The following is a 17,567-nucleotide window of genomic DNA, read 5'->3' as shown; positions in this document are numbered from 1 at the left end:
CCGTCAGACGGTCACCGGGATGCCGAGCATCGCGGAAGCCTGCTGGAGCGGGCTGAGGACGCGCCTGGGCGCGGCGGCCCGGGGGAGGCCGCGGCAGGTGAACCCGAGCTGGGTCATGGCCCGGAGGACTTCACCGGCGCTGAAGTCGCGGCGGTCCTGGCGCGTGATGACCTGACCGACCTGCTTGACGGGGTAGGTACGGCGCCCGACGATTACGGACTCGCCGACGACCTGCTCGGGCTTGATGCCCTTCATCGACTCCAGGACACCGCTCTTGGTCAGGTCGAACGGGAAACGGGCGATGACACAGCGCATGTTGCCTCACAGGAAGAAGAAGTCGGGGACGGCCGTGCCGCGGTGAGGCGGTTCAGCGGGCAAGGGCGAGGACGCCCAGAGCACTGCCCTGCTCATCGACGACCGGCAGGGCATCGAGCCGGCGGTAGCGCATCGCGTGTTCGGCTTCGGCCATCGTGGTTGCGGGTGAGGCGACCGGCCCGCGGTCCCCCAGCAGGTCGCGGAGACGGACCCGGTCGGTGTACGCCGCGCTGTCGCGGATGGCGGTGAGCTGGGCCTGCGTGACCAGCCCAGTGCACAGGCCGTCCTCGTCGCAGACGAGCAGATGACCCGCGCGGGCGCCGGCCATGACGGCCAGGGCCACCTCGACCGTCATGTCGTCACATACCTGTGGACCGGCCGCCTCCATCGCGTCGTCCACCGTCCGGTGCACAGGGTTGGCGTTCGCCGAGCGGGGCTGCATCTGGACCAGCGTCAAAACGTACCTCCTGCAGAGATGGGTCAGTTTCCTGATCACGTGCTTCTCAGGCCGCCGCATCGAAGGCGGACTGCCGCACGCTCACGCGCCGGACCGTCGAGGCGGGCCGTCGCCTGCCGCGGGAGGCCGCGCTGCGCTTGGCGCGTTCGACGACGGGTGCGGTGATGACGACGGGGATGCCGGAGGGGGCTTGGGCGCCGGTGATCCGGTTCAGTGCCTCTTCGCCGGAGCGGACCTGGGTGGTCTGCGGTGTGATGCCGGCGGCCTGCATGAGGCGGGTCATGTCGCGGCGCTGGTTGGGAGTGACGAGGGTGACGACGCTGCCGGACTCGCCGGCGCGGGCGGTGCGGCCGCCGCGGTGGAGGTAGTCCTTGTGGTCGGTGGGCGGGTCGACGTTGACGACGAGGTCGAGGTTGTCGACGTGGATGCCGCGCGCCGCCACGTTCGTCGCGACCAGTACGGTCACGTGTCCGGTCTTGAACTGGGCGAGGGTGCGCGTGCGCTGGGGCTGCGACTTCCCACCGTGCAGGGCGGCGGCCCGCACTCCGCTGTTCAGCAGGTCCTGGGTCAGCCGGTCGACGGCGTGCTTGGTGTCCAGGAACATGATCACCCGGCCCTCCCGGGCCGCGATCTCCGTCGTCGTGCGGTGCTTGTCGGCGCCGTGGACGTGCAGCACGTGGTGCTCCATCGTCGTGACGGCGCCCGCGGACGGGTCCACCGAGTGCACGACGGGGTCGGTCAGGTAGCGGCGCACCAGCAGGTCGACGTTGCGGTCGAGGGTGGCGGAGAAAAGCATCCGCTGCCCCTCAGGACGCACCTGGTCCAGGAGGGCGGTGACCTGCGGCATGAAGCCCATGTCGGCCATCTGGTCGGCCTCGTCCAGGACGGTGATCGCGACCTGGTTAAGCCGGCATTCGCCACGGTCGATGAGGTCCTTCAACCGGCCGGGCGTAGCCACGACGACCTCTGCGCCTCCGCGCAGCGCTCCGGCCTGCTTGCCGATCGACATGCCGCCGACGACCGTGGTCAGGCGCAGCTTCACGGCGCGGGCGTACGGGGTGAGGGCGTCGGTCACCTGCTGGGCCAGCTCGCGGGTGGGGACGAGGATCAGGGCGAGGGGCTGGCGGGGCTCGGCGCGCTGCCCGGCGGTGCGGGCCAGCAGAGCGAGGCCGAAGGCGAGGGTCTTACCGGAGCCGGTCCGTCCGCGGCCGAGGACGTCGCGGCCTGCGAGGGTGTTGGGCAGGGTGGCTCCCTGGATCGGGAACGGCACGCTCAGGCCCTGCGCGCCTAGGGCAGCAAGCAGCTCCGCCGGCATGTCGAGGTCGGCGAAGGCCTCGACGGCGGGCAGCGCGGGAGTGATGGTCTTCGGCGGAGCGAACTCGCCCTGTACCGCTGCGGGTCGGCGGCCGTAGCCGCCCGAGCGGCGCGGACCTCCGGAACGGCTCGGGGCCGACGAGCTGAAGCGGCTGCCCCGCTCCGAACCGGCGGCAGCGCCGAAAGCGGGGCCGCCGGTGCGGCTGCGGGTGCGAGAGGAACGGTCGTTCGTACGTGTGCGGTTCATTCAGAACCCTTTCCTTGATGCGGCGCGTATCAAGGAATTCCCGCAGCGAAACTCAGCGCAGGGAATCACAAGAACGGGCCGAATGGAATGCGAAAGCGACTCTGGCCAACAGAGATTCTGTACGGGCGCATGCGCTGAGATGAGGTGGCGTCACGGGGACGCGAAATCAAGAAATCGAGTGGGGTGAAGCGCCGAGCAGGCTGTAACCCTGAAATACTTCATCCCGCAGGTGACACCACTGCGGGAAATGCGTGCAGCTGGGGCCCGCACCCCGAGGGATGCGGGCCCCAGCTACGAAATGCGCGTCAGCGTCAGGCGGGAACGATGTTCTCGGCCGTCGGGCCCTTCTGGCCCTGCGCGATGTCGAAGGTGACCTTCTGGCCTTCCAGCAGCTCGCGGAAGCCCTGGGCGGCGATGTTCGAGAAGTGGGCGAAGACGTCGTCGCCGCCACCGTCCTGCTCGATGAAGCCGAAACCCTTGGCCGCGTTGAACCACTTCACGGTGCCAGATGCCATGTCATATCTCCTTTGGGGCAGTACACCAGCATCCGCACCATACGGACACCGTGTCGCCGCGATGATGCCCCGCCGGAAAATGACCGGAAATATGAAGCACTCGAATGTGGCGCGGAGGCGACTGGAGCACTTGAAGTTTTTGGGTACCAAAACTGCAACCGAGACCGACAGTAGCACGCTGCAGCGGTTCGTGTGCGTTAAATATCTCCATCGTGTGCGGTGCGGAAAAACTCTCCCTGCGGGGTCCATTAAACTCTCTGACCGCGGGGATAGATATTGATTCCCCCCGAGTGCAGCGTTTCGCGAGCAAGGGCGTCCGCCAGCTGCGACGTGCAGTCCAGGGGACGTGAGCCTGCGGGGTGGGTCCGCAGAGCCCTCCCTAAGGATCGGCAGCTCGCAGGTGCTCCATGGGTAGGCCCGTACCATCCCGCCGACCGGCATCGGGGGATGGTGAGGTGGCGCATTCCTTCCTGCCCGCAGATCGCGTGCTGGCGGGGAGAGGGGACTAGGCAGACCCGTCGACGGTCTGAGTCAACCCCTCCGACCAACCGCCCCTTTTGGAAAGCGAATTCACGCGACGGAGACAGCGGTGTGACGCAGGTCATCGAGGACGTGTCTCGCGACGCGAGATCGGCGGGGGCTCGTGTGGTGCAAGTGGTGCGCGAAGGGCCCTCCGGCCAGGGAGTTCCTGCGAGTTGGGGCACGCGGAGGGCACGGCGAGGGGTGAGAGGTCTAGACAATGACGAAGGCCCAGGTCTGTGACCTGGGCCTTCGTTAAAGAGCGGATGACGGGAATCGAACCCGCGCTATAAGCTTGGGAAGCTCATGTTCTACCATTAAACTACATCCGCACGGTGGGCCAGTTGCCTGGATCCCTAGCGTTGCTCACTCTACCTCATGATCGACCCCCGGTGAATTTGCCGCGGGGTCGTTGTCGTGTGTGGCGTACACCGGGGCGTGTGCGTGCGGGAGTTGGGGCGTACCGTGTGGGTGCGGAGCGGCGGCTGGAGTGGGTGCCGATCATCCCCTAATGTGGCGATTCGTCGCAGTACGGCTCGTTGGGGAAAGGGACTCGATGGAGCACACCGTCGTCCGTTGTGCCGAAGGGCACGTTTTCAGTACCGCCTCCTTCCCGCTGCAGCACCTCGGTGCCGGCCGGATCGGGCCCGGGCGGCTGCTGAGGTGCCCACGGTGCGCGCGGCTGCGGCACGCCGTGCCCGTGGGTGGCGCGAAGCGGTAGTGGCCGGGGCGGGCGCGCGGGTGTCGCTCTCGATTGGGGGTGGCCCGCGCGCTCTGCGTATCCTCGGGACGTGCTTCTCTCTGACAAAGACATCCGGGCCGAGATCGACAGCGGACGGGTTCGCATCGACCCGTTCGAGGAATCGATGGTGCAGCCCTCCAGCATCGATGTACGTCTCGACCGGTACTTCCGGGTGTTCGAGAACCACCGTTACGCCCACATCGATCCGGCGATCGAGCAGCCGGACCTGACCCGCATGGTCGAGCCGGAGGGCGACGAGGCGTTCATCCTCCACCCCGGTGAGTTCGTCCTCGCCTCGACGTACGAGGTCATTTCGCTGCCCGACGACATCGCCTCCAGACTGGAGGGGAAGTCCAGCCTGGGCCGCCTCGGCCTGGTGACGCATTCGACCGCCGGGTTCATCGACCCCGGGTTCTCGGGTCACGTGACCCTGGAGCTGTCGAACCTCGCCACCCTGCCGATCAAGCTCTGGCCGGGCATGAAGATCGGGCAGCTGTGCATGTTCCGGCTCAGCTCGCCCGCCGAGTTCCCGTACGGCAGCGAGCGCTACGGATCCAGGTACCAGGGGCAGCGCGGGCCGACCGCCTCGCGCTCCTTCCAGAACTTCCACCGCACCCAGGTGAGGCACGAGGCATGAGCGACGTACGCGAGAACCTGACCTACGACGGTTTCGGGCGCGCCGTGCGCGAGCTGGCGCAGACGATCGCCGACGACGGCTACGAGCCCGACATCATCCTGAGCATCGCCCGCGGCGGGGTGTTCGTCGCCGGCGGCCTGGCGTACGCGCTGGACTGCAAGAACATCCACCTGGTGAACGTCGAGTTCTACACCGGCGTCGGCACCACGCTGGAGATGCCGGTCATGCTGGCCCCCGTGCCCGAGGCGATCGACTTCACCGACAAGAAGGTCCTCATCGCCGATGACGTGGCCGACACCGGCAAGACGCTGAAGCTCGTCCATGACTTCTGCCTGGGCCACGTCGCCGAGGTGCGCTCCGCCGTCGTCTACGAGAAGTCCCACTCCCTCGTGAAGTGCGAGTACGTGTGGAAGAAGACCGACGAGTGGATCAACTTCCCCTGGTCGGTCGAGCCGCCCGTCGTCAAGCGCGAGGGCCAGGTCCTCGACGCCTAGCCGACGGACATCATGCAGAGGGCCCGCCGCGCGGACAGTGCGCGGCGGGCCCTTTCGTGTGCGGGGCGGGGCGGGGTGAGGCGAGGTCGCGGTTAGATCGTGCCCAGCTTGATGATCGACAGCAGGGCGACCAGTTGGATCGCGGACGCGCCCAGGGCCTTCGGCCACGGCAGGTCGTGCGACTTGCTGATCAGTGAGGTGAACAGGGCTCCGGCCGCCACCCACGTGGCCCAGCCCAGCACCTGTACGACCATGTTGTCGCCGCCGAGGAACACGGCGAACAGCAGGCGCGGCGCGTCCGTGATGGACATGACCAGCATCGACAGACCCACCGTCGGCTGCCACGCGCCGTCGCCGCCCAGCTGGCGGGCCAGGGTGTGCGTGACCGCGCCCAGGATCAGGCCGCAGATGACGAAGGCCACGCCGGCGGACAGGACGATCGGGATGGCCTTCGGCACGGTCGCCTTGATGACGTCCTCGCGGGCGTCGTCGAGGCCGAAGACCGCGAGCAGCCCGTAGAGGAAGGTCACGATCAGCGCGGGTCCCCAGACGGCGTAGTCGCGCATCTGGAGGAAGGTCTGCCCGGGTCGCGTCACGATGCCGCGGAGCAGTTCCTTCCACGGCAGCCGCGGGCCGGACGGCACCGCCGAGGCCGCACCCGCCTGGTACGTCGCGCCCTGGCCGTACGGGTCCTCGCCGACGGCGAAGACCTGGGTGTGCCCCGGGTTGTCGTTGTAGCCCCCGCCGCCGCCGTGGCCCCCGCCTCCGTGGCCGTACGGGGGCTGCTGCGCGTGCGGCTGCTGCTGCCCGTACGGGTCGAAGTACTCCGGCTCGCCGTGACCTCCCGCGCCCGGCTGCGGCCACTGCTGCTGCGGTGGCGGGCCGCCGACGGGAGGGTAGGGCGGCTGGCCGTACGGCGGCGGTTGCTGCTGACCGTACGACTGCTGCTGCTGCTGCGGGGGTTGTTGCGGAGAGCGGTTGTTGTCCCGGCCGCGTCCGATCCTGAATCCAGCCACGTGATCGAACGTACCTGGTCCGGCGAGCATCGGTGGACGGGCAGCCGGAACAGCCACCCTTTGCGGCTGACCTGTGACATCCCTTAGGGGTTCCCGGAGGTGCTGGCCCCACCCCGTGTCCGATCTTGTTGCGTGTCCGATTTACGGGGCTGTGTTGTGCTCTGCGGCCTTCCGTTACGTTCTCGATGGAATACGCACACATCGGGTCCGTAGTTTCGTACGCGTCGCCGCCACGCAGCGCGAACGACCACGAACGAACACGAACGAGCACGAGTACACGAGACACGAGAAGAGCCCGCACATGCGCAACACCCGCCGAACCAGCCTCCGCAGCGCCGCCGTCGTCGTCGGCGCGGCCACCCTCCTGGCCCTCCCGGTCGGGTCCGCCTTCGCGGACTCGCCGGCCGCACCGAGGCCGGAGGTGGCGCCGTCCGTCGAACCCGCCGCGAGCGTCCGCGCGTACGTCACCACCGTGAAGCTGGCGGACGGGTCCGTCGCCAAGGTCTACAAGATCGGCGACAGCCACTACGAGGCGGACGTCTTCGCCGGCGCCACGAAGCTGGACACGCTGGTCAGCAAGGCCGGAGCGGCGTCGTACGGGCAGAACAACGGCCTGCACGTCGTGCTCCGGCCGAACGGCACCGTCACCTCCTGGATGGCGGGCGCGCCGGAGCCGCAGATCAGGAAGGAGAGCTCGGTGCGGATCACCGTGCCCGACGGGCGGATCGCCGAGCTGGTGGACGGCCCGCACGGCAAGCGCGTCGAGATCTCCACGCCGAAGGGACGCGCCCTCGCGACGATCGACCTGCGCCGCCCGAGCGTCCACCACGACGGCTGGACGTACCGGGTCGTCCAGGACGCCGAGCGCGTGAAGTTCGTCGTCATCGACGGCAAGGGCGGCGGGAACGGCTGGGTGTACGACTTCAACGGCAGGCTGATCGCGAAGTACACGGTCGACCCGGCGGGGCGGGGCGCCGGGAAGGACGTGAAGGCGGTCGCCCCGGGCGGCGCCGTGCTGCGGGGCCAGGGCTGAGTCGCTCCCTCCCCGTACGACGGAACGGCCGGTCCCCCGGGTGGGGGACCGGCCGTTCCGGTGCTGCGGATGCCCTACGGGCGTCCTGCAAGGGTCCTACAGGGCCCTACTTGGCCTCGGCGTCGGGCTTCGCCTGGGCCTCGGGCTCGGCGTCGGGCTTCGCCTGGGCCTCGGGCTCGGCGTCCGGCTTCGCCCCGGCCTCCGGCTCTGCGTCGGGCTTCCCCCCGGCCTCGGCCTCCGCCTCGGCCACCGGCTCTGCCTCGGCTTCCGCCTCAGCATCGGCCTCGGCCTTCGCCTCGGCCGCCGCCTCCGCTTCCGCCTTCGCCTTGGCCTCCTCCGCCGCCTTGGCTTCCGCCTCGGCCGCAGCCTTCGCATTGGCTTCCGCCTCCGCCGCAGCCTTCGCGGCAGCGGCCTCCGCCTCGGCCTCGGCCTTGGCTTCCGCCTCGGCCTCGGCCGCGAGCGCCGCCAGCTCCTCCTCCGTCGGGCCCGGGGTCTTCACCGAGTCGAGCAGCAGCTGCGCCACGTCGACCACCTGGACGTGTTCCTTCGCCTGGCCGTCGTTCTTCTTGCCGTTCACCGAGTCGGTGAGCATCACGAGGCAGAAGGGGCAGGCGGTGGAGACGATGTCCGGGTTCAGGGACAGGGCCTCGTCGACGCGCTCGTTGTTGATGCGCTTGCCGATCCGCTCCTCCATCCACATCCGCGCGCCACCGGCGCCACAGCAGAAGCCCCGCTCCTTGTGGCGGTGCATCTCCTGCTGACGCAGCCCCGGCACGGCCGACATGATCTCGCGCGGCGGCGTGTAGACCTTGTTGTGCCGGCCCAGGTAGCACGGGTCGTGGTACGTGATCAGGCCGTCGACCGGCGTGACCGGCGTGAGGCGGCCCTCGTCGATCAGGTGCTGGAGCAGCTGCGTGTGGTGGATGACCTCGTACTCGCCGCCCAGCTGCGGGTACTCGTTCGCGATGGTGTTGAAGCAGTGCGGGCAGGTCGAGACGATCCGCTTCGCCGACTTCGGCTTCTTCGTCGACGGGTCCTCGTCGTCCTCGCCGAAGGCCATGTTCAGCATGGCCACGTTCTCCTGGCCCAGCTGCTGGAACAGCGGCTCGTTGCCCAGGCGGCGCGGCGAGTCACCCGTGCACTTCTCGTCGCCGCCCATGATCGCGAACTTGACGCCCGCGATGTTCAGCAGCTCCGCGAAGGCCTTCGTGGTCTTCTTGGCCCGGTCCTCCAGGGCGCCGGCGCAGCCGACCCAGTAGAGGTAGTCGAACTCGGAGAGGTCCTCCGCGTCCTTCCCGATGATCGGGACCTCGAAGTCCACCTCCTTGGTCCACTCGACGCGCTGCTTCTTCGCCAGGCCCCAGGGGTTGCCCTTCTTCTCCAGGTTCTTGAGCATCGTGCCCGCCTCCGACGGGAACGCGCTCTCGATCATCACCTGGTAGCGGCGCATGTCGACGATGTGGTCGATGTGCTCGATGTCGACCGGGCACTGCTCCACGCACGCACCGCAGGTGGTGCAGGACCACAGCACGTCCGGGTCGATGACGCCGTTCTCCTCGGCGGTGCCGATCAGCGGGCGCTCGGCCTCCGCGAGGGCGGCGGCCGGCACGCCGGCGAGCTGCTCCGCAGTGGCCTTCTCGTTGCCCTCCATGTCCTTGCCGCCACCGGCCAGCAGGTACGGGGCCTTGGCGTGCGCGTGGTCGCGCAGCGACATGATGAGCAGCTTGGGGGACAGCGGCTTGCCCGTGTTCCAGGCAGGGCACTGCGACTGGCAGCGACCGCACTCCGTACACGTGGAGAAGTCGAGGATGCCCTTCCAGGAGAACTGCTCGACCTGGGAGACGCCGAAGTTGTCGTCCTCGCCCGGGTCCTCGAAGTCGATCTCCTTGCCGCCCGAGGTCATCGGCTGCAGGGCGCCGAGCGCCGTGGCGCCGTCCGCGTTCCGCTTGAACCAGATGTTCGGGAAGCCGAGGAAGCGGTGCCAGGCGACACCCATGTTGGTGTTGAGCGAGACCACGATCATCCAGATCAGCGAGGTGCCGATCTTGATCATCGCGGTGAAGTAGATGGCGTTCTGCAGCGCGCTCGTCGAGAGCCCGTCGAAGGCCAGGACCAGCGGGTACGAGACGAAGTACGCCGGCTCGTAGCTGTCCACGTGGTGGATCGCGCCCTCGAGGCCGCGCAGGCACAGGATCGCGAGGCCGATGGTCAGGATGATGTACTCGACGAAGTACGCCTGCCAGGCCTTCGAGCCGGTGAAGCGCGACTTGCGGCCGGCCCGGGAGGGCAGGCTGAGCAGTCGGATCGCCATCAGGACGACGATGCCGAGGACCGTCATCAGGCCGATGAACTCGATGTAGAGCTCGAACGGCAGGAAGCCGCCGACGATCGGCAGTACCCAGTCGGCCTGGAAGAGCTGGCCGTAGGCCTGCGCCAGGGTCGGCGGCAGCGTCAGGAAGCCGATCGCGACGAACCAGTGCGCGAAGCCGACGATGCCCCAGCGGTTCATGCGGCTGTGGCCGAGGAACTCGCGGACGAGGGTGAGCGTTCGGGCCTTCGGGTCGTCCGTGCGGCTGCCTGCCGGCACGGGTTGGCCGAGCTTCACGAAGCGGTAGATCTGCGCCACGGCTCGTGCGAGCAGCGCGACGCCGACCACGGTCAGGACCAGCGACACGATGATCGCGGCGAGTTGCATGGAAGGGCTCCTCGGGCGGCACTTACTAAGCGGTAACTTATGAAGTCAAGGCTTGAGGTTACCCATTCCCGACGCCGCAATGTAGCTGAGCGTGCGGTGATCTGTGTCGCTCAGGCGACCCTTTGCCGGTACGCCGCGCGCGGGGTCTGCGCCAGGATCGCGAGGTCCATCCCGAGCCAGTGGTTCTCCACATAATGCCGGTCGAGCAGGGCCATCTCCTCCCAGGGGAGGTCCGAACGCGCGCTGACCTGCCACAATCCGGTCATTCCGGGGCGTACGAGGAGCCGCTCGGGGCGGTCCGTACGGGCTTCCGGGCGCGGCCCGACGAGCGACATCTCGCCGCGGATCACGTTCAGCAGTTGCGGGAGGCCGTCGAGGGCACAGCGGTCCAGGGCCGCACCGATCCGGCCGGCGCCGTCGTCGGTGCGCAGGCGCCACGTGCGGAACGGTCTGCCGCCCAGCCCCACCGCGGCCTCCCGTGCGAACGGGCGGCCGCCCAGGGTCGCGCACAGCAGGGCGGTGACGGCCGCGAGCGGCAGGCCGAGCGCTGCGAGCAGCGCCACTGCCCCGACGAGGTCGAACACCCGCTTCGCCGGTGGGGCGGCGGGGGTCCGTACCCGCGGGGCGGTGAGTGTGAGGGGCATGCCAGCACGCTGCCGCATGCCTCCGGCGGTCTTGTGGTGGCGCGCGGCTGCGGTGACCCGTTCGGCGGTCACGCCGCTGCCGGGGGCCGGCCCCGGAGCCCTGGCGGGCCGGGTCGGAGCTCCCAGGGTTGCGCGTAAGTAGGGGTTAAAGGTTGAGTCGACTCGGCTCAGCTCTGTTGACGGCGGCGCGACGATGCGGCATGGTTGAGTCTGTTCCACTCAAGTCAGCTGGAGGAATTGAAATGGCACGTGCGGTCGGCATCGACCTGGGCACCACTAACTCCGTCGTCAGCGTTCTGGAAGGCGGCGAGCCCACCGTCATCACCAACGCCGAGGGCGCCAGGACCACGCCGTCCGTCGTCGCCTTCGCCAAGAACGGCGAGGTCCTCGTCGGCGAGGTGGCCAAGCGCCAGGCGGTCACGAACGTGGACCGGACCATCCGCTCCGTCAAGCGCCACATGGGCACTGACTGGAAGATCAACCTGGATGGCAAGGACTTCAACCCGCAGCAGATGAGCGCCTTCATCCTGCAGAAGCTGAAGCGCGACGCCGAGGCGTACCTGGGCGAGAAGGTCACGGACGCGGTCATCACCGTCCCGGCCTACTTCAACGACTCCGAGCGTCAGGCGACGAAGGAGGCCGGCGAGATCGCGGGCCTGAACGTCCTGCGCATCGTCAACGAGCCGACGGCCGCCGCCCTGGCCTACGGCCTCGACAAGGACGACCAGACCATTCTCGTCTTCGACCTCGGTGGCGGCACCTTCGACGTGTCGCTCCTGGAGATCGGCGACGGCGTCGTCGAGGTCAAGGCCACCAACGGTGACAACCACCTCGGTGGCGACGACTGGGACCAGCGCGTCGTCGACTACCTGGTGAAGCAGTTCGCCAACGGTCACGGCGTGGACCTCTCCAAGGACAAGATGGCGCTCCAGCGTCTGCGCGAGGCCGCCGAGAAGGCGAAGATCGAGCTGTCCTCCTCCACGGAGACCACGATCAACCTGCCCTACATCACGGCTTCCGCCGAGGGCCCGCTGCACCTGGACGAGAAGCTCACGCGCGCCCAGTTCCAGCAGCTGACCGCGGACCTGCTCGACCGCTGCAAGACCCCGTTCCACAACGTCATCAAGGACGCCGGCATCCAGCTGTCCGAGATCGACCACGTGGTCCTGGTAGGCGGCTCCACCCGTATGCCGGCCGTCGCCGAGCTCGTCAAGGAGCTCACTGGCGGTCAGGACGCCAACAAGGGCGTCAACCCGGACGAGGTCGTCGCCATCGGCGCCACCCTCCAGGCCGGTGTGCTCAAGGGTGAGGTCAAGGACGTCCTGCTCCTCGACGTGACCCCGCTGTCCCTCGGTATCGAAACCAAGGGCGGCATCATGACCAAGCTGATCGAGCGCAACACCACGATCCCGACGAAGCGCTCCGAGATCTTCACGACGGCCGAGGACAACCAGCCGTCCGTCCAGATCCAGGTCTACCAGGGCGAGCGCGAGATCGCGGCGTACAACAAGAAGCTCGGCATGTTCGAGCTGACGGGCCTGCCCCCGGCCCCGCGCGGCGTCCCGCAGATCGAGGTCTCCTTCGACATCGACGCGAACGGCATCATGCACGTCACGGCCAAGGACCTTGGCACGGGCAAGGAGCAGAAGATGACCGTCACCGGCGGCTCCTCGCTCGGCAAGGACGAGGTCGACCGCATGCGCCAGGAGGCGGAGCAGTACGCGGACGAGGACCTGCGCCGCAAGGAGGCGGCCGAGTCCCGCAACCAGGGCGAGCAGCTCGTCTACCAGACGGAGAAGTTCGTCAAGGACAACGAGGACAAGGTCCCGGCCGACGTCAAGACCGAGGTCGAGTCCGCCGTCGCCGAGCTGAAGGAGTCGCTCAAGGGCGAGGACACGGCCGAGATCCGCACCGCGACGGAGAAGCTCGCCGCGGTCAGCCAGAAGCTCGGTCAGGCCATCTACGCCGACGCGCAGGCCGCCCAGGCCGCCGGCGGTGCCGGTGACGCGGGCCAGGCCAAGGCCGACGACGACGTCGTCGACGCCGAGATCGTCGACGACGAGAAGCCGAAGGGCGGCGCTGCCTGATGTCGGAGGAGACCCCGGGCTTCGACGAGAAGCCCGAAGTCCCCGACGCCGGTCAGAACGACGCTGAGCCGAAGGCCGCCGACTCCGCCAAGGACGAGGCGGCCCCGGCCGGGGACGCAAGCCAGGACGTGGCGCTGCTGGCGCAGCTGGACCAGGCCCGTACCGCGCTCTCCGAGCGCACCACGGACCTCCAGCGGCTCCAGGCCGAGTACCAGAACTACCGCCGCCGGGTGGAGCGGGACCGGATCACCGTCAAGGAGATCGCGGTCGCGTCCCTCCTGACGGAGCTGCTCCCGACCCTGGACGACATCGGCCGGGCGCGGGAGCATGGCGAGCTGGTCGGCGGCTTCAAGTCGGTGGCCGAATCGCTGGAGACCGTCGCCGCCAAGATGGGCCTGCAGCAGTTCGGCAAGGAGGGCGAGCCCTTCGACCCGACGATCCACGAGGCCCTGATGCACTCGTACGCGCCGGACATCACCGAGGACACCTGCGTGGCGATCCTGCAGCCGGGGTACCGGATCGGCGAGCGTACGATCCGTCCCGCACGGGTCGCGGTGGCCGAGCCCCAGCCGGGCGCGGCCCCGAAGTCCGAGTCCACGGAGGGCGAAGCGCCGGACGGCTTGGACGCGGATGCCCCCGACAAGGGCTGATGCACCACACGTAGGAGCACGGGAGGAGGGACACCGGGGATGAGCACGAAGGACTTCGTCGAGAAGGACTACTACAAGGTCCTCGGTGTCCCGAAGGACGCCACCGAGGCCGAGATCAAGAAGGCGTACCGGAAGCTCGCACGCGAGTACCACCCGGACGCCAACAAGGGCGACGCCTCCGCCGAGGAGCGCTTCAAGGAGATCTCCGAGGCGAACGACATCCTCGGCGACGCCAAGAAGCGCAAGGAGTACGACGAGGCGCGCGCCCTGTTCGGCAACGGTGGCTTCCGCCCCGGGCCGGGCGGCGGCGGCTCGTTCAACTTCGACCTCGGCGACCTCTTCGGGGGGCAGCAGCAGGGCGCCGGCCAGGCCGGCGGCTTCGGCGGCGGCCTGGGCGACGTCTTCGGCGGCCTCTTCAACCGCGGCGCCGGCCCCGGGGCGGGCACCCGCACCCAGCCGCGCCGCGGCCAGGACATCGAGTCGGAGGTCACCCTCTCCTTCACGGAGGCGGTGGACGGGGCCACGGTCCCGCTCCGGATGTCCTCCCAGGCGCCCTGCAAGGCGTGTTCGGGCACCGGCGACAAGAACGGCACCCCCAGGGTGTGCCCGACCTGTGTCGGCACCGGCCAGGTCTCGCGGGGCAGCGGCGGTGGCTTCTCGCTGACCGACCCCTGTGCGGACTGCAAGGGCCGCGGCCTGATCGCGGAGACCCCCTGCGACGTCTGCAAGGGCAGCGGGCGCGCCCGCAGCTCCCGCACCATGCAGGTCCGGATCCCGGCGGGCGTCTCCGACGGCCAGCGGATCCGGCTGCGCGGCAAGGGTGCGCCGGGCGAGCGCGGCGGTCCCGGCGGTGACCTCTACGTGGTCGTGCACGTCGGTTCCCACCCGGTGTTCGGCCGCAAGGACGACAACCTGACCGTGACCGTGCCCGTGACGTTCGCGGAGGCGGCGCTGGGGGCCGAGATCAAGGTCCCGACCCTGAACGGCCCCTCGGTGACGCTGAAGCTGCCGCCGGGCACCCCGGGCGGTCGCACCATGCGGGCCCGCGGCAAGGGCGCGGTCCGCAAGGACGGCACCCGCGGCGACCTGCTGGTCACGGTGGAGGTCGCGGTCCCGACCGAGCTGTCCGACAAGGCCCGCGAGGCCCTGGAGATGTACCGCGAGGCGACGGAGTCGCAGGACCCGCGCTCCGCGCTGTTCGAGTCCGCGAAGGGAGCATGACATGGACGGCCGCCGACGACAGTCTTCCCGTCTGGGAAGCGGTGCTTACCAACTCACCGACGAGACCCCGGTCTACGTGATCTCGGTTGCCGCCCAGCTCTCCGGTCTGCATCCGCAGACCCTCCGCCAGTACGACCGTCTCGGCCTGGTCTCCCCGGACCGTACGGCCGGCCGCGGCCGGCGCTACTCGGCCCGTGACATCGAACTGCTCCGTACGGTGCAGGCGCTGTCGCAGGACGAGGGCATCAACCTGGCGGGCATCAAGCGCATCATCGAACTGGAGAACCAGGTCGCCGCGCTCCAGCAGCGCGTGGCCGAGCTCTCGGCCGCGGTGGACGGTGCCGCGGCGGTCCTCCAGCAGCGCGAGGCCCAGGTCCACGCCTCGTACCGGCGCGACCTGGTCCCGTACAGCCCCCCGCAGCCGGGCAGCGCCCTGGTCGTCTGGCGCCCGACGCCGAAGCGCCCGATGGACTGACGGCGGTCCGCGCACACGGACACGAGAAGGCCCCGCCCGGAATCATTCGGCGGGGCCTTCTCGTTCCAGGGCGGCACCACCGGCTACGGCAACGCCACCGGACGGCTCAGAGCCCTTCCCGGTCCGGGTCGAGGTCCTCGTGGTCCGGGTGGCCCTCGCAGTCCTGTTCGGGGTCCGAGGGGCGGCCCAGGATGCCGGACCGGGCGATGAGGTAGCCGAGCTGCGCGCGGCTGCCGCTGCCGAGGGTGGTGGCGAGCTTGGCGATGTGCGCCCGGCAGGTGCGGACGTTCATGCCGAGGCGGCGCGCGATGGCCTCGTCGACGTGGCCCTCGATCAGGAGCTGGGCGATGGTCCGCTGCACGCCCGTTATCCCGCCGGGGGTGCTGCGGTACGTCACCTCCTCCTGGAGGGGCACGGCGCGGTGCCACAGCTGCTCGAAGACCTTGATGAGGTAGTCGACCAGGCCCGGGTGGCGCAGTTCCAGGGCGACCCGGCGGTCGTCGCTCACCGGGATGAAGGCCACCGTGCGGTCGAAGATGATCAGGCGTTCGATCAGCTCCTCCAGCGTGCGGATCTCCACCTTGCCCGTCGAGATCCGCTCCACATAGGCGAGCGTGCCCTGGCTGTGCCGTGCGGTGTGTTGGTACAGGGTCCGTATGCTGACCCCGCGGTCGATCAACGGCTGGTCGCGTTCCAGGGCTTGGGTGAGGGCCAGGGAAGGCCGTGCGCCGCCGGGCTGGACCGTCAACACCTCGGTGTGACATTCGGCCGTCGCGAGGTTCAGCGCGGCGTTGATCTGTTCGAAACCCTCCAGCACCGTGATGGCGTGGGTGTTGGCCGGGCTCTGTGCGCTGATGGCCAGGAAAGGCTCGAAAGTGTCGGTGAGATCTACAGCGCTGCGCCGGCGGTCCTGGATCTCGCGTTCAATCGGATGGAGCCGTTGAGCCAGAGCTACGGACGGCGGAACCGGGCGGAGCTGGTTCGCGTCATCCGGGTCGGGCTGTAGAAGAGCGAATTCAAGCAGGCAGGGGGCGTTCTGGATCTCGCCCCGGGCGATCCGGCCGGTGCTCAGTGCGGTCGCGTAGAGCCGTGTCCCCTCGGTGCACATGGACGTCACAGGGTGGGGATGTGTCGCTTTTGTCTCGTTTCGCGTCAAATCTCCACCCCCCAGGGTCCTGAACATGCAAGAACATGATGCATCGTCCCTGTGGCATTGACGTGCCTGAATGAGCCATCGTCTGTCACGCGGGGGAGAGGATTCCATCAAGTGAGGACGAAGCCGACCATGTACAAGAGAATGCTTCGCTCGGTGCTTGCCATAGTTTTCTCCGCCGTTGCGGTATTTGGGGCAGTCAGCGCCGTCGAAAGTGACGCGGGGAGCGCTAGGGACGGTCAGGGCACGAGCCTGACGAGCACCGACGACACCGGCTGGACCACGGCGCCCGCGGGTAAGTACGCGGACACCGGCTGGACCAGTGGCCAGCTGGGCGGAAACGGCGATACGGGTTGGACCGATGCGCCTGTGACGGTGTCCGCGTGACCCCCGACGATCGCGGCTTCCGCCGCGAAATGGCCTCCGCCTACCGTTCGGGTTGGCAGTTCATCGATCTCGCCACGGCCATCCCCCGCCCTGGCGACTCGGTGATGGTCACCCTGTTCGGCCAACCGATCGTCGTCGTGCGCGAGGAGGACGAGGACGTACGTGCCTACCGGTGCCTGCGTCGCCCGCGGGGCGCGCCGCAGCCCGTCCGCTGCGAGGTGCGCTACGGAATGGTCTTCGTCAATCTCGATCAGCGCGACCACCAGCTCTTCGAACCCGATATCACCACCGCCACCCCCCGCAGTGCCTGAAGCGATTCCCCCGCCGTTCCAGATCGCTCAGGCGCTACCCCCACACAACGGCGCCATCGTGGACCTGACCACGATGGCGCCGTTGTGATGTCCGCGTCCAGTGCCTGAACCGGACAAGATGAAGAATCAACGGCTTACGCGCGCCCCATGGCCCGGTCCAGGGTGATCTCCATGACGACCCGGTCGGGATTGGGCGACGGCGTGCGCCCGTAGCGCTCCGCGTAGCGCGCCACCGCGTCGGCGACCGACGCCTCGTCCGTGCGGATCACCGCGCGGCCCTCCAGCGTGGCCCAGCGGCGCCCCTCCATCTGGCAGACCGCGACCCGCGCGCCCTGCGGCTGCGCCTCCTGCGCCGCCAGGACGTTGCGCACCTTCTTGCTGTGCCGGTTGCTGATCACCCGGGCCAGGCCGGCCTCCGGGTCGTATGTCACCCCCACCGGCACCACGTGGGGCGTGCCGTCGGGGCGCGGGGTGGTCAGGGTGCAGACGTGCCGCTCCCGCCAGAAGGCGAGGTACTCGGGCGTCGGGTTGAGTACGTCATGGGACATGGCCCGAAGGGTACGGGGGAACGCTGTCCCCACCTGCCTTGAGTGGAATAGACTCAACTTTGCGTACGCTGACCCTGTCAGTGTTGTTGTGGGAGCTACCCCTCGGG

The 17,567-nt window shown here is 68.9% G+C and carries 17 protein-coding genes and 1 tRNA gene; 8 read left to right on the top strand and 10 right to left on the bottom strand.

Features of this window, described 5'->3' with window-relative positions:
- Nucleotides 1-3 precede the first annotated feature (3 nt).
- The 5 genes from OG386_RS21480 to OG386_RS21460 all read right to left on the bottom strand — a co-directional run bounded on the left by OG386_RS21480 (nucleotide 4) and on the right by OG386_RS21460 (nucleotide 3,699).
- Nucleotides 4-315: an SCO5918 family protein gene (locus OG386_RS21480; protein ID WP_328789495.1), complete on the bottom strand. Its 312-nt coding sequence runs from the start codon at nucleotides 313-315 to the stop codon at nucleotides 4-6.
- A 52-nt stretch (nucleotides 316-367) separates the two neighbouring features.
- A complete protein-coding gene (locus OG386_RS21475) occupies nucleotides 368-772 on the bottom strand; it encodes a CBS domain-containing protein (protein WP_189743752.1) in 405 nt (134 codons plus the stop codon).
- 46 nt (nucleotides 773-818) lie between these two features.
- Complete coding sequence (locus tag OG386_RS21470) at nucleotides 819-2,333, bottom strand: DEAD/DEAH box helicase (protein ID WP_328789494.1); 1,515 nt, start codon at nucleotides 2,331-2,333, stop codon at nucleotides 819-821.
- Between the two features lie 311 nt (nucleotides 2,334-2,644).
- The gene (locus OG386_RS21465) at nucleotides 2,645-2,848 is read right to left on the bottom strand and encodes a cold-shock protein (RefSeq protein ID WP_030647895.1); all 204 of its coding nucleotides are present in this window, start codon (nucleotides 2,846-2,848) and stop codon (nucleotides 2,645-2,647) included.
- Nucleotides 2,849-3,628: 780 nt separating this feature from the next.
- Nucleotides 3,629-3,699, bottom strand: a tRNA-Gly gene (locus OG386_RS21460).
- A 459-nt stretch (nucleotides 3,700-4,158) separates the two neighbouring features.
- Here OG386_RS21460 and dcd point away from each other — a divergent pair.
- Both dcd and OG386_RS21450 read left to right on the top strand, forming a co-directional pair.
- On the top strand, nucleotides 4,159-4,746 hold the full coding sequence (dcd, locus tag OG386_RS21455) for a dCTP deaminase (RefSeq protein ID WP_266594569.1): 588 nt from the start codon (nucleotides 4,159-4,161) through the stop codon (nucleotides 4,744-4,746).
- Nucleotides 4,743-5,240, top strand: coding sequence for a phosphoribosyltransferase (locus OG386_RS21450; RefSeq protein ID WP_030009869.1), 498 nt, complete (start codon nucleotides 4,743-4,745; stop codon nucleotides 5,238-5,240). Before dcd ends, OG386_RS21450 begins: the two co-directional genes overlap by 4 nt.
- A 92-nt stretch (nucleotides 5,241-5,332) precedes the next feature.
- Here the strand turns inward: OG386_RS21450 and OG386_RS21445 are convergent, their stop codons facing one another.
- A complete protein-coding gene (locus tag OG386_RS21445) occupies nucleotides 5,333-6,256 on the bottom strand; it encodes a Yip1 family protein (RefSeq protein ID WP_328789493.1) in 924 nt (307 codons plus the stop codon).
- 301 nt (nucleotides 6,257-6,557) lie between these two features.
- Here OG386_RS21445 and OG386_RS21440 point away from each other — a divergent pair, with 301 nt between their 5' ends.
- On the top strand, nucleotides 6,558-7,289 hold the full coding sequence (locus OG386_RS21440) for a hypothetical protein (protein WP_328789492.1): 732 nt from the start codon (nucleotides 6,558-6,560) through the stop codon (nucleotides 7,287-7,289).
- 106 nt (nucleotides 7,290-7,395) lie between these two features.
- Here the strand turns inward: OG386_RS21440 and OG386_RS21435 are convergent, their stop codons facing one another.
- Both OG386_RS21435 and OG386_RS21430 read right to left on the bottom strand, forming a co-directional pair.
- Nucleotides 7,396-9,984 (bottom strand): heterodisulfide reductase-related iron-sulfur binding cluster, encoded by a 2,589-nt coding sequence (locus OG386_RS21435; RefSeq protein ID WP_328789491.1) that lies wholly within the window; start codon nucleotides 9,982-9,984, stop codon nucleotides 7,396-7,398.
- A 110-nt stretch (nucleotides 9,985-10,094) separates the two neighbouring features.
- Entirely contained in the window at nucleotides 10,095-10,628 is a 534-nt protein-coding gene (locus OG386_RS21430) for a sugar transferase (RefSeq protein ID WP_328789490.1), read from the bottom strand.
- Between the two features lie 242 nt (nucleotides 10,629-10,870).
- Between OG386_RS21430 and dnaK the strand changes: the two genes are divergently transcribed.
- The 4 genes from dnaK to OG386_RS21410 are packed head-to-tail and all read left to right on the top strand — an operon-like array spanning nucleotide 10,871 to nucleotide 15,061.
- Complete coding sequence (gene dnaK / locus OG386_RS21425; RefSeq protein WP_030009743.1) at nucleotides 10,871-12,715, top strand: molecular chaperone DnaK; 1,845 nt, start codon at nucleotides 10,871-10,873, stop codon at nucleotides 12,713-12,715.
- Nucleotides 12,715-13,365, top strand: coding sequence for a nucleotide exchange factor GrpE (gene grpE / locus OG386_RS21420; RefSeq protein WP_266594564.1), 651 nt, complete (start codon nucleotides 12,715-12,717; stop codon nucleotides 13,363-13,365). Before dnaK ends, grpE begins: the two co-directional genes overlap by 1 nt.
- A gap of 39 nt (nucleotides 13,366-13,404) precedes the next feature.
- The gene (dnaJ, locus tag OG386_RS21415; protein WP_266594563.1) at nucleotides 13,405-14,586 is read left to right on the top strand and encodes a molecular chaperone DnaJ; all 1,182 of its coding nucleotides are present in this window, start codon (nucleotides 13,405-13,407) and stop codon (nucleotides 14,584-14,586) included.
- A gap of 1 nt (nucleotide 14,587) precedes the next feature.
- The gene (locus OG386_RS21410) at nucleotides 14,588-15,061 is read left to right on the top strand and encodes a heat shock protein transcriptional repressor HspR (RefSeq protein ID WP_266594562.1); all 474 of its coding nucleotides are present in this window, start codon (nucleotides 14,588-14,590) and stop codon (nucleotides 15,059-15,061) included.
- Between the two features lie 106 nt (nucleotides 15,062-15,167).
- On the opposite strand, the gene OG386_RS21405 is transcribed toward OG386_RS21410, so the two are convergent.
- On the bottom strand, nucleotides 15,168-16,244 hold the full coding sequence (locus OG386_RS21405) for a helix-turn-helix transcriptional regulator (protein ID WP_328789489.1): 1,077 nt from the start codon (nucleotides 16,242-16,244) through the stop codon (nucleotides 15,168-15,170).
- A 386-nt stretch (nucleotides 16,245-16,630) separates the two neighbouring features.
- On the opposite strand from OG386_RS21405, the gene OG386_RS21400 reads away from it, so the two are divergent.
- Entirely contained in the window at nucleotides 16,631-16,912 is a 282-nt protein-coding gene (locus OG386_RS21400; RefSeq protein ID WP_051880285.1) for a (2Fe-2S)-binding protein, read from the top strand.
- A 134-nt stretch (nucleotides 16,913-17,046) separates the two neighbouring features.
- On the opposite strand, the gene OG386_RS21395 is transcribed toward OG386_RS21400, so the two are convergent.
- A complete protein-coding gene (locus OG386_RS21395) occupies nucleotides 17,047-17,460 on the bottom strand; it encodes a pyridoxamine 5'-phosphate oxidase family protein (RefSeq protein ID WP_327384104.1) in 414 nt (137 codons plus the stop codon).
- Nucleotides 17,461-17,567: the final 107 nt, after the last annotated feature.

The organism is Streptomyces sp. NBC_00273, assembly GCF_036178145.1.
In the GTDB taxonomy this organism is placed as follows: domain Bacteria; phylum Actinomycetota; class Actinomycetes; order Streptomycetales; family Streptomycetaceae; genus Streptomyces.
The sequence above is the reverse complement of the archived record's forward strand: the minus strand, read 5'-3'. Positions and strand labels throughout refer to the sequence as shown.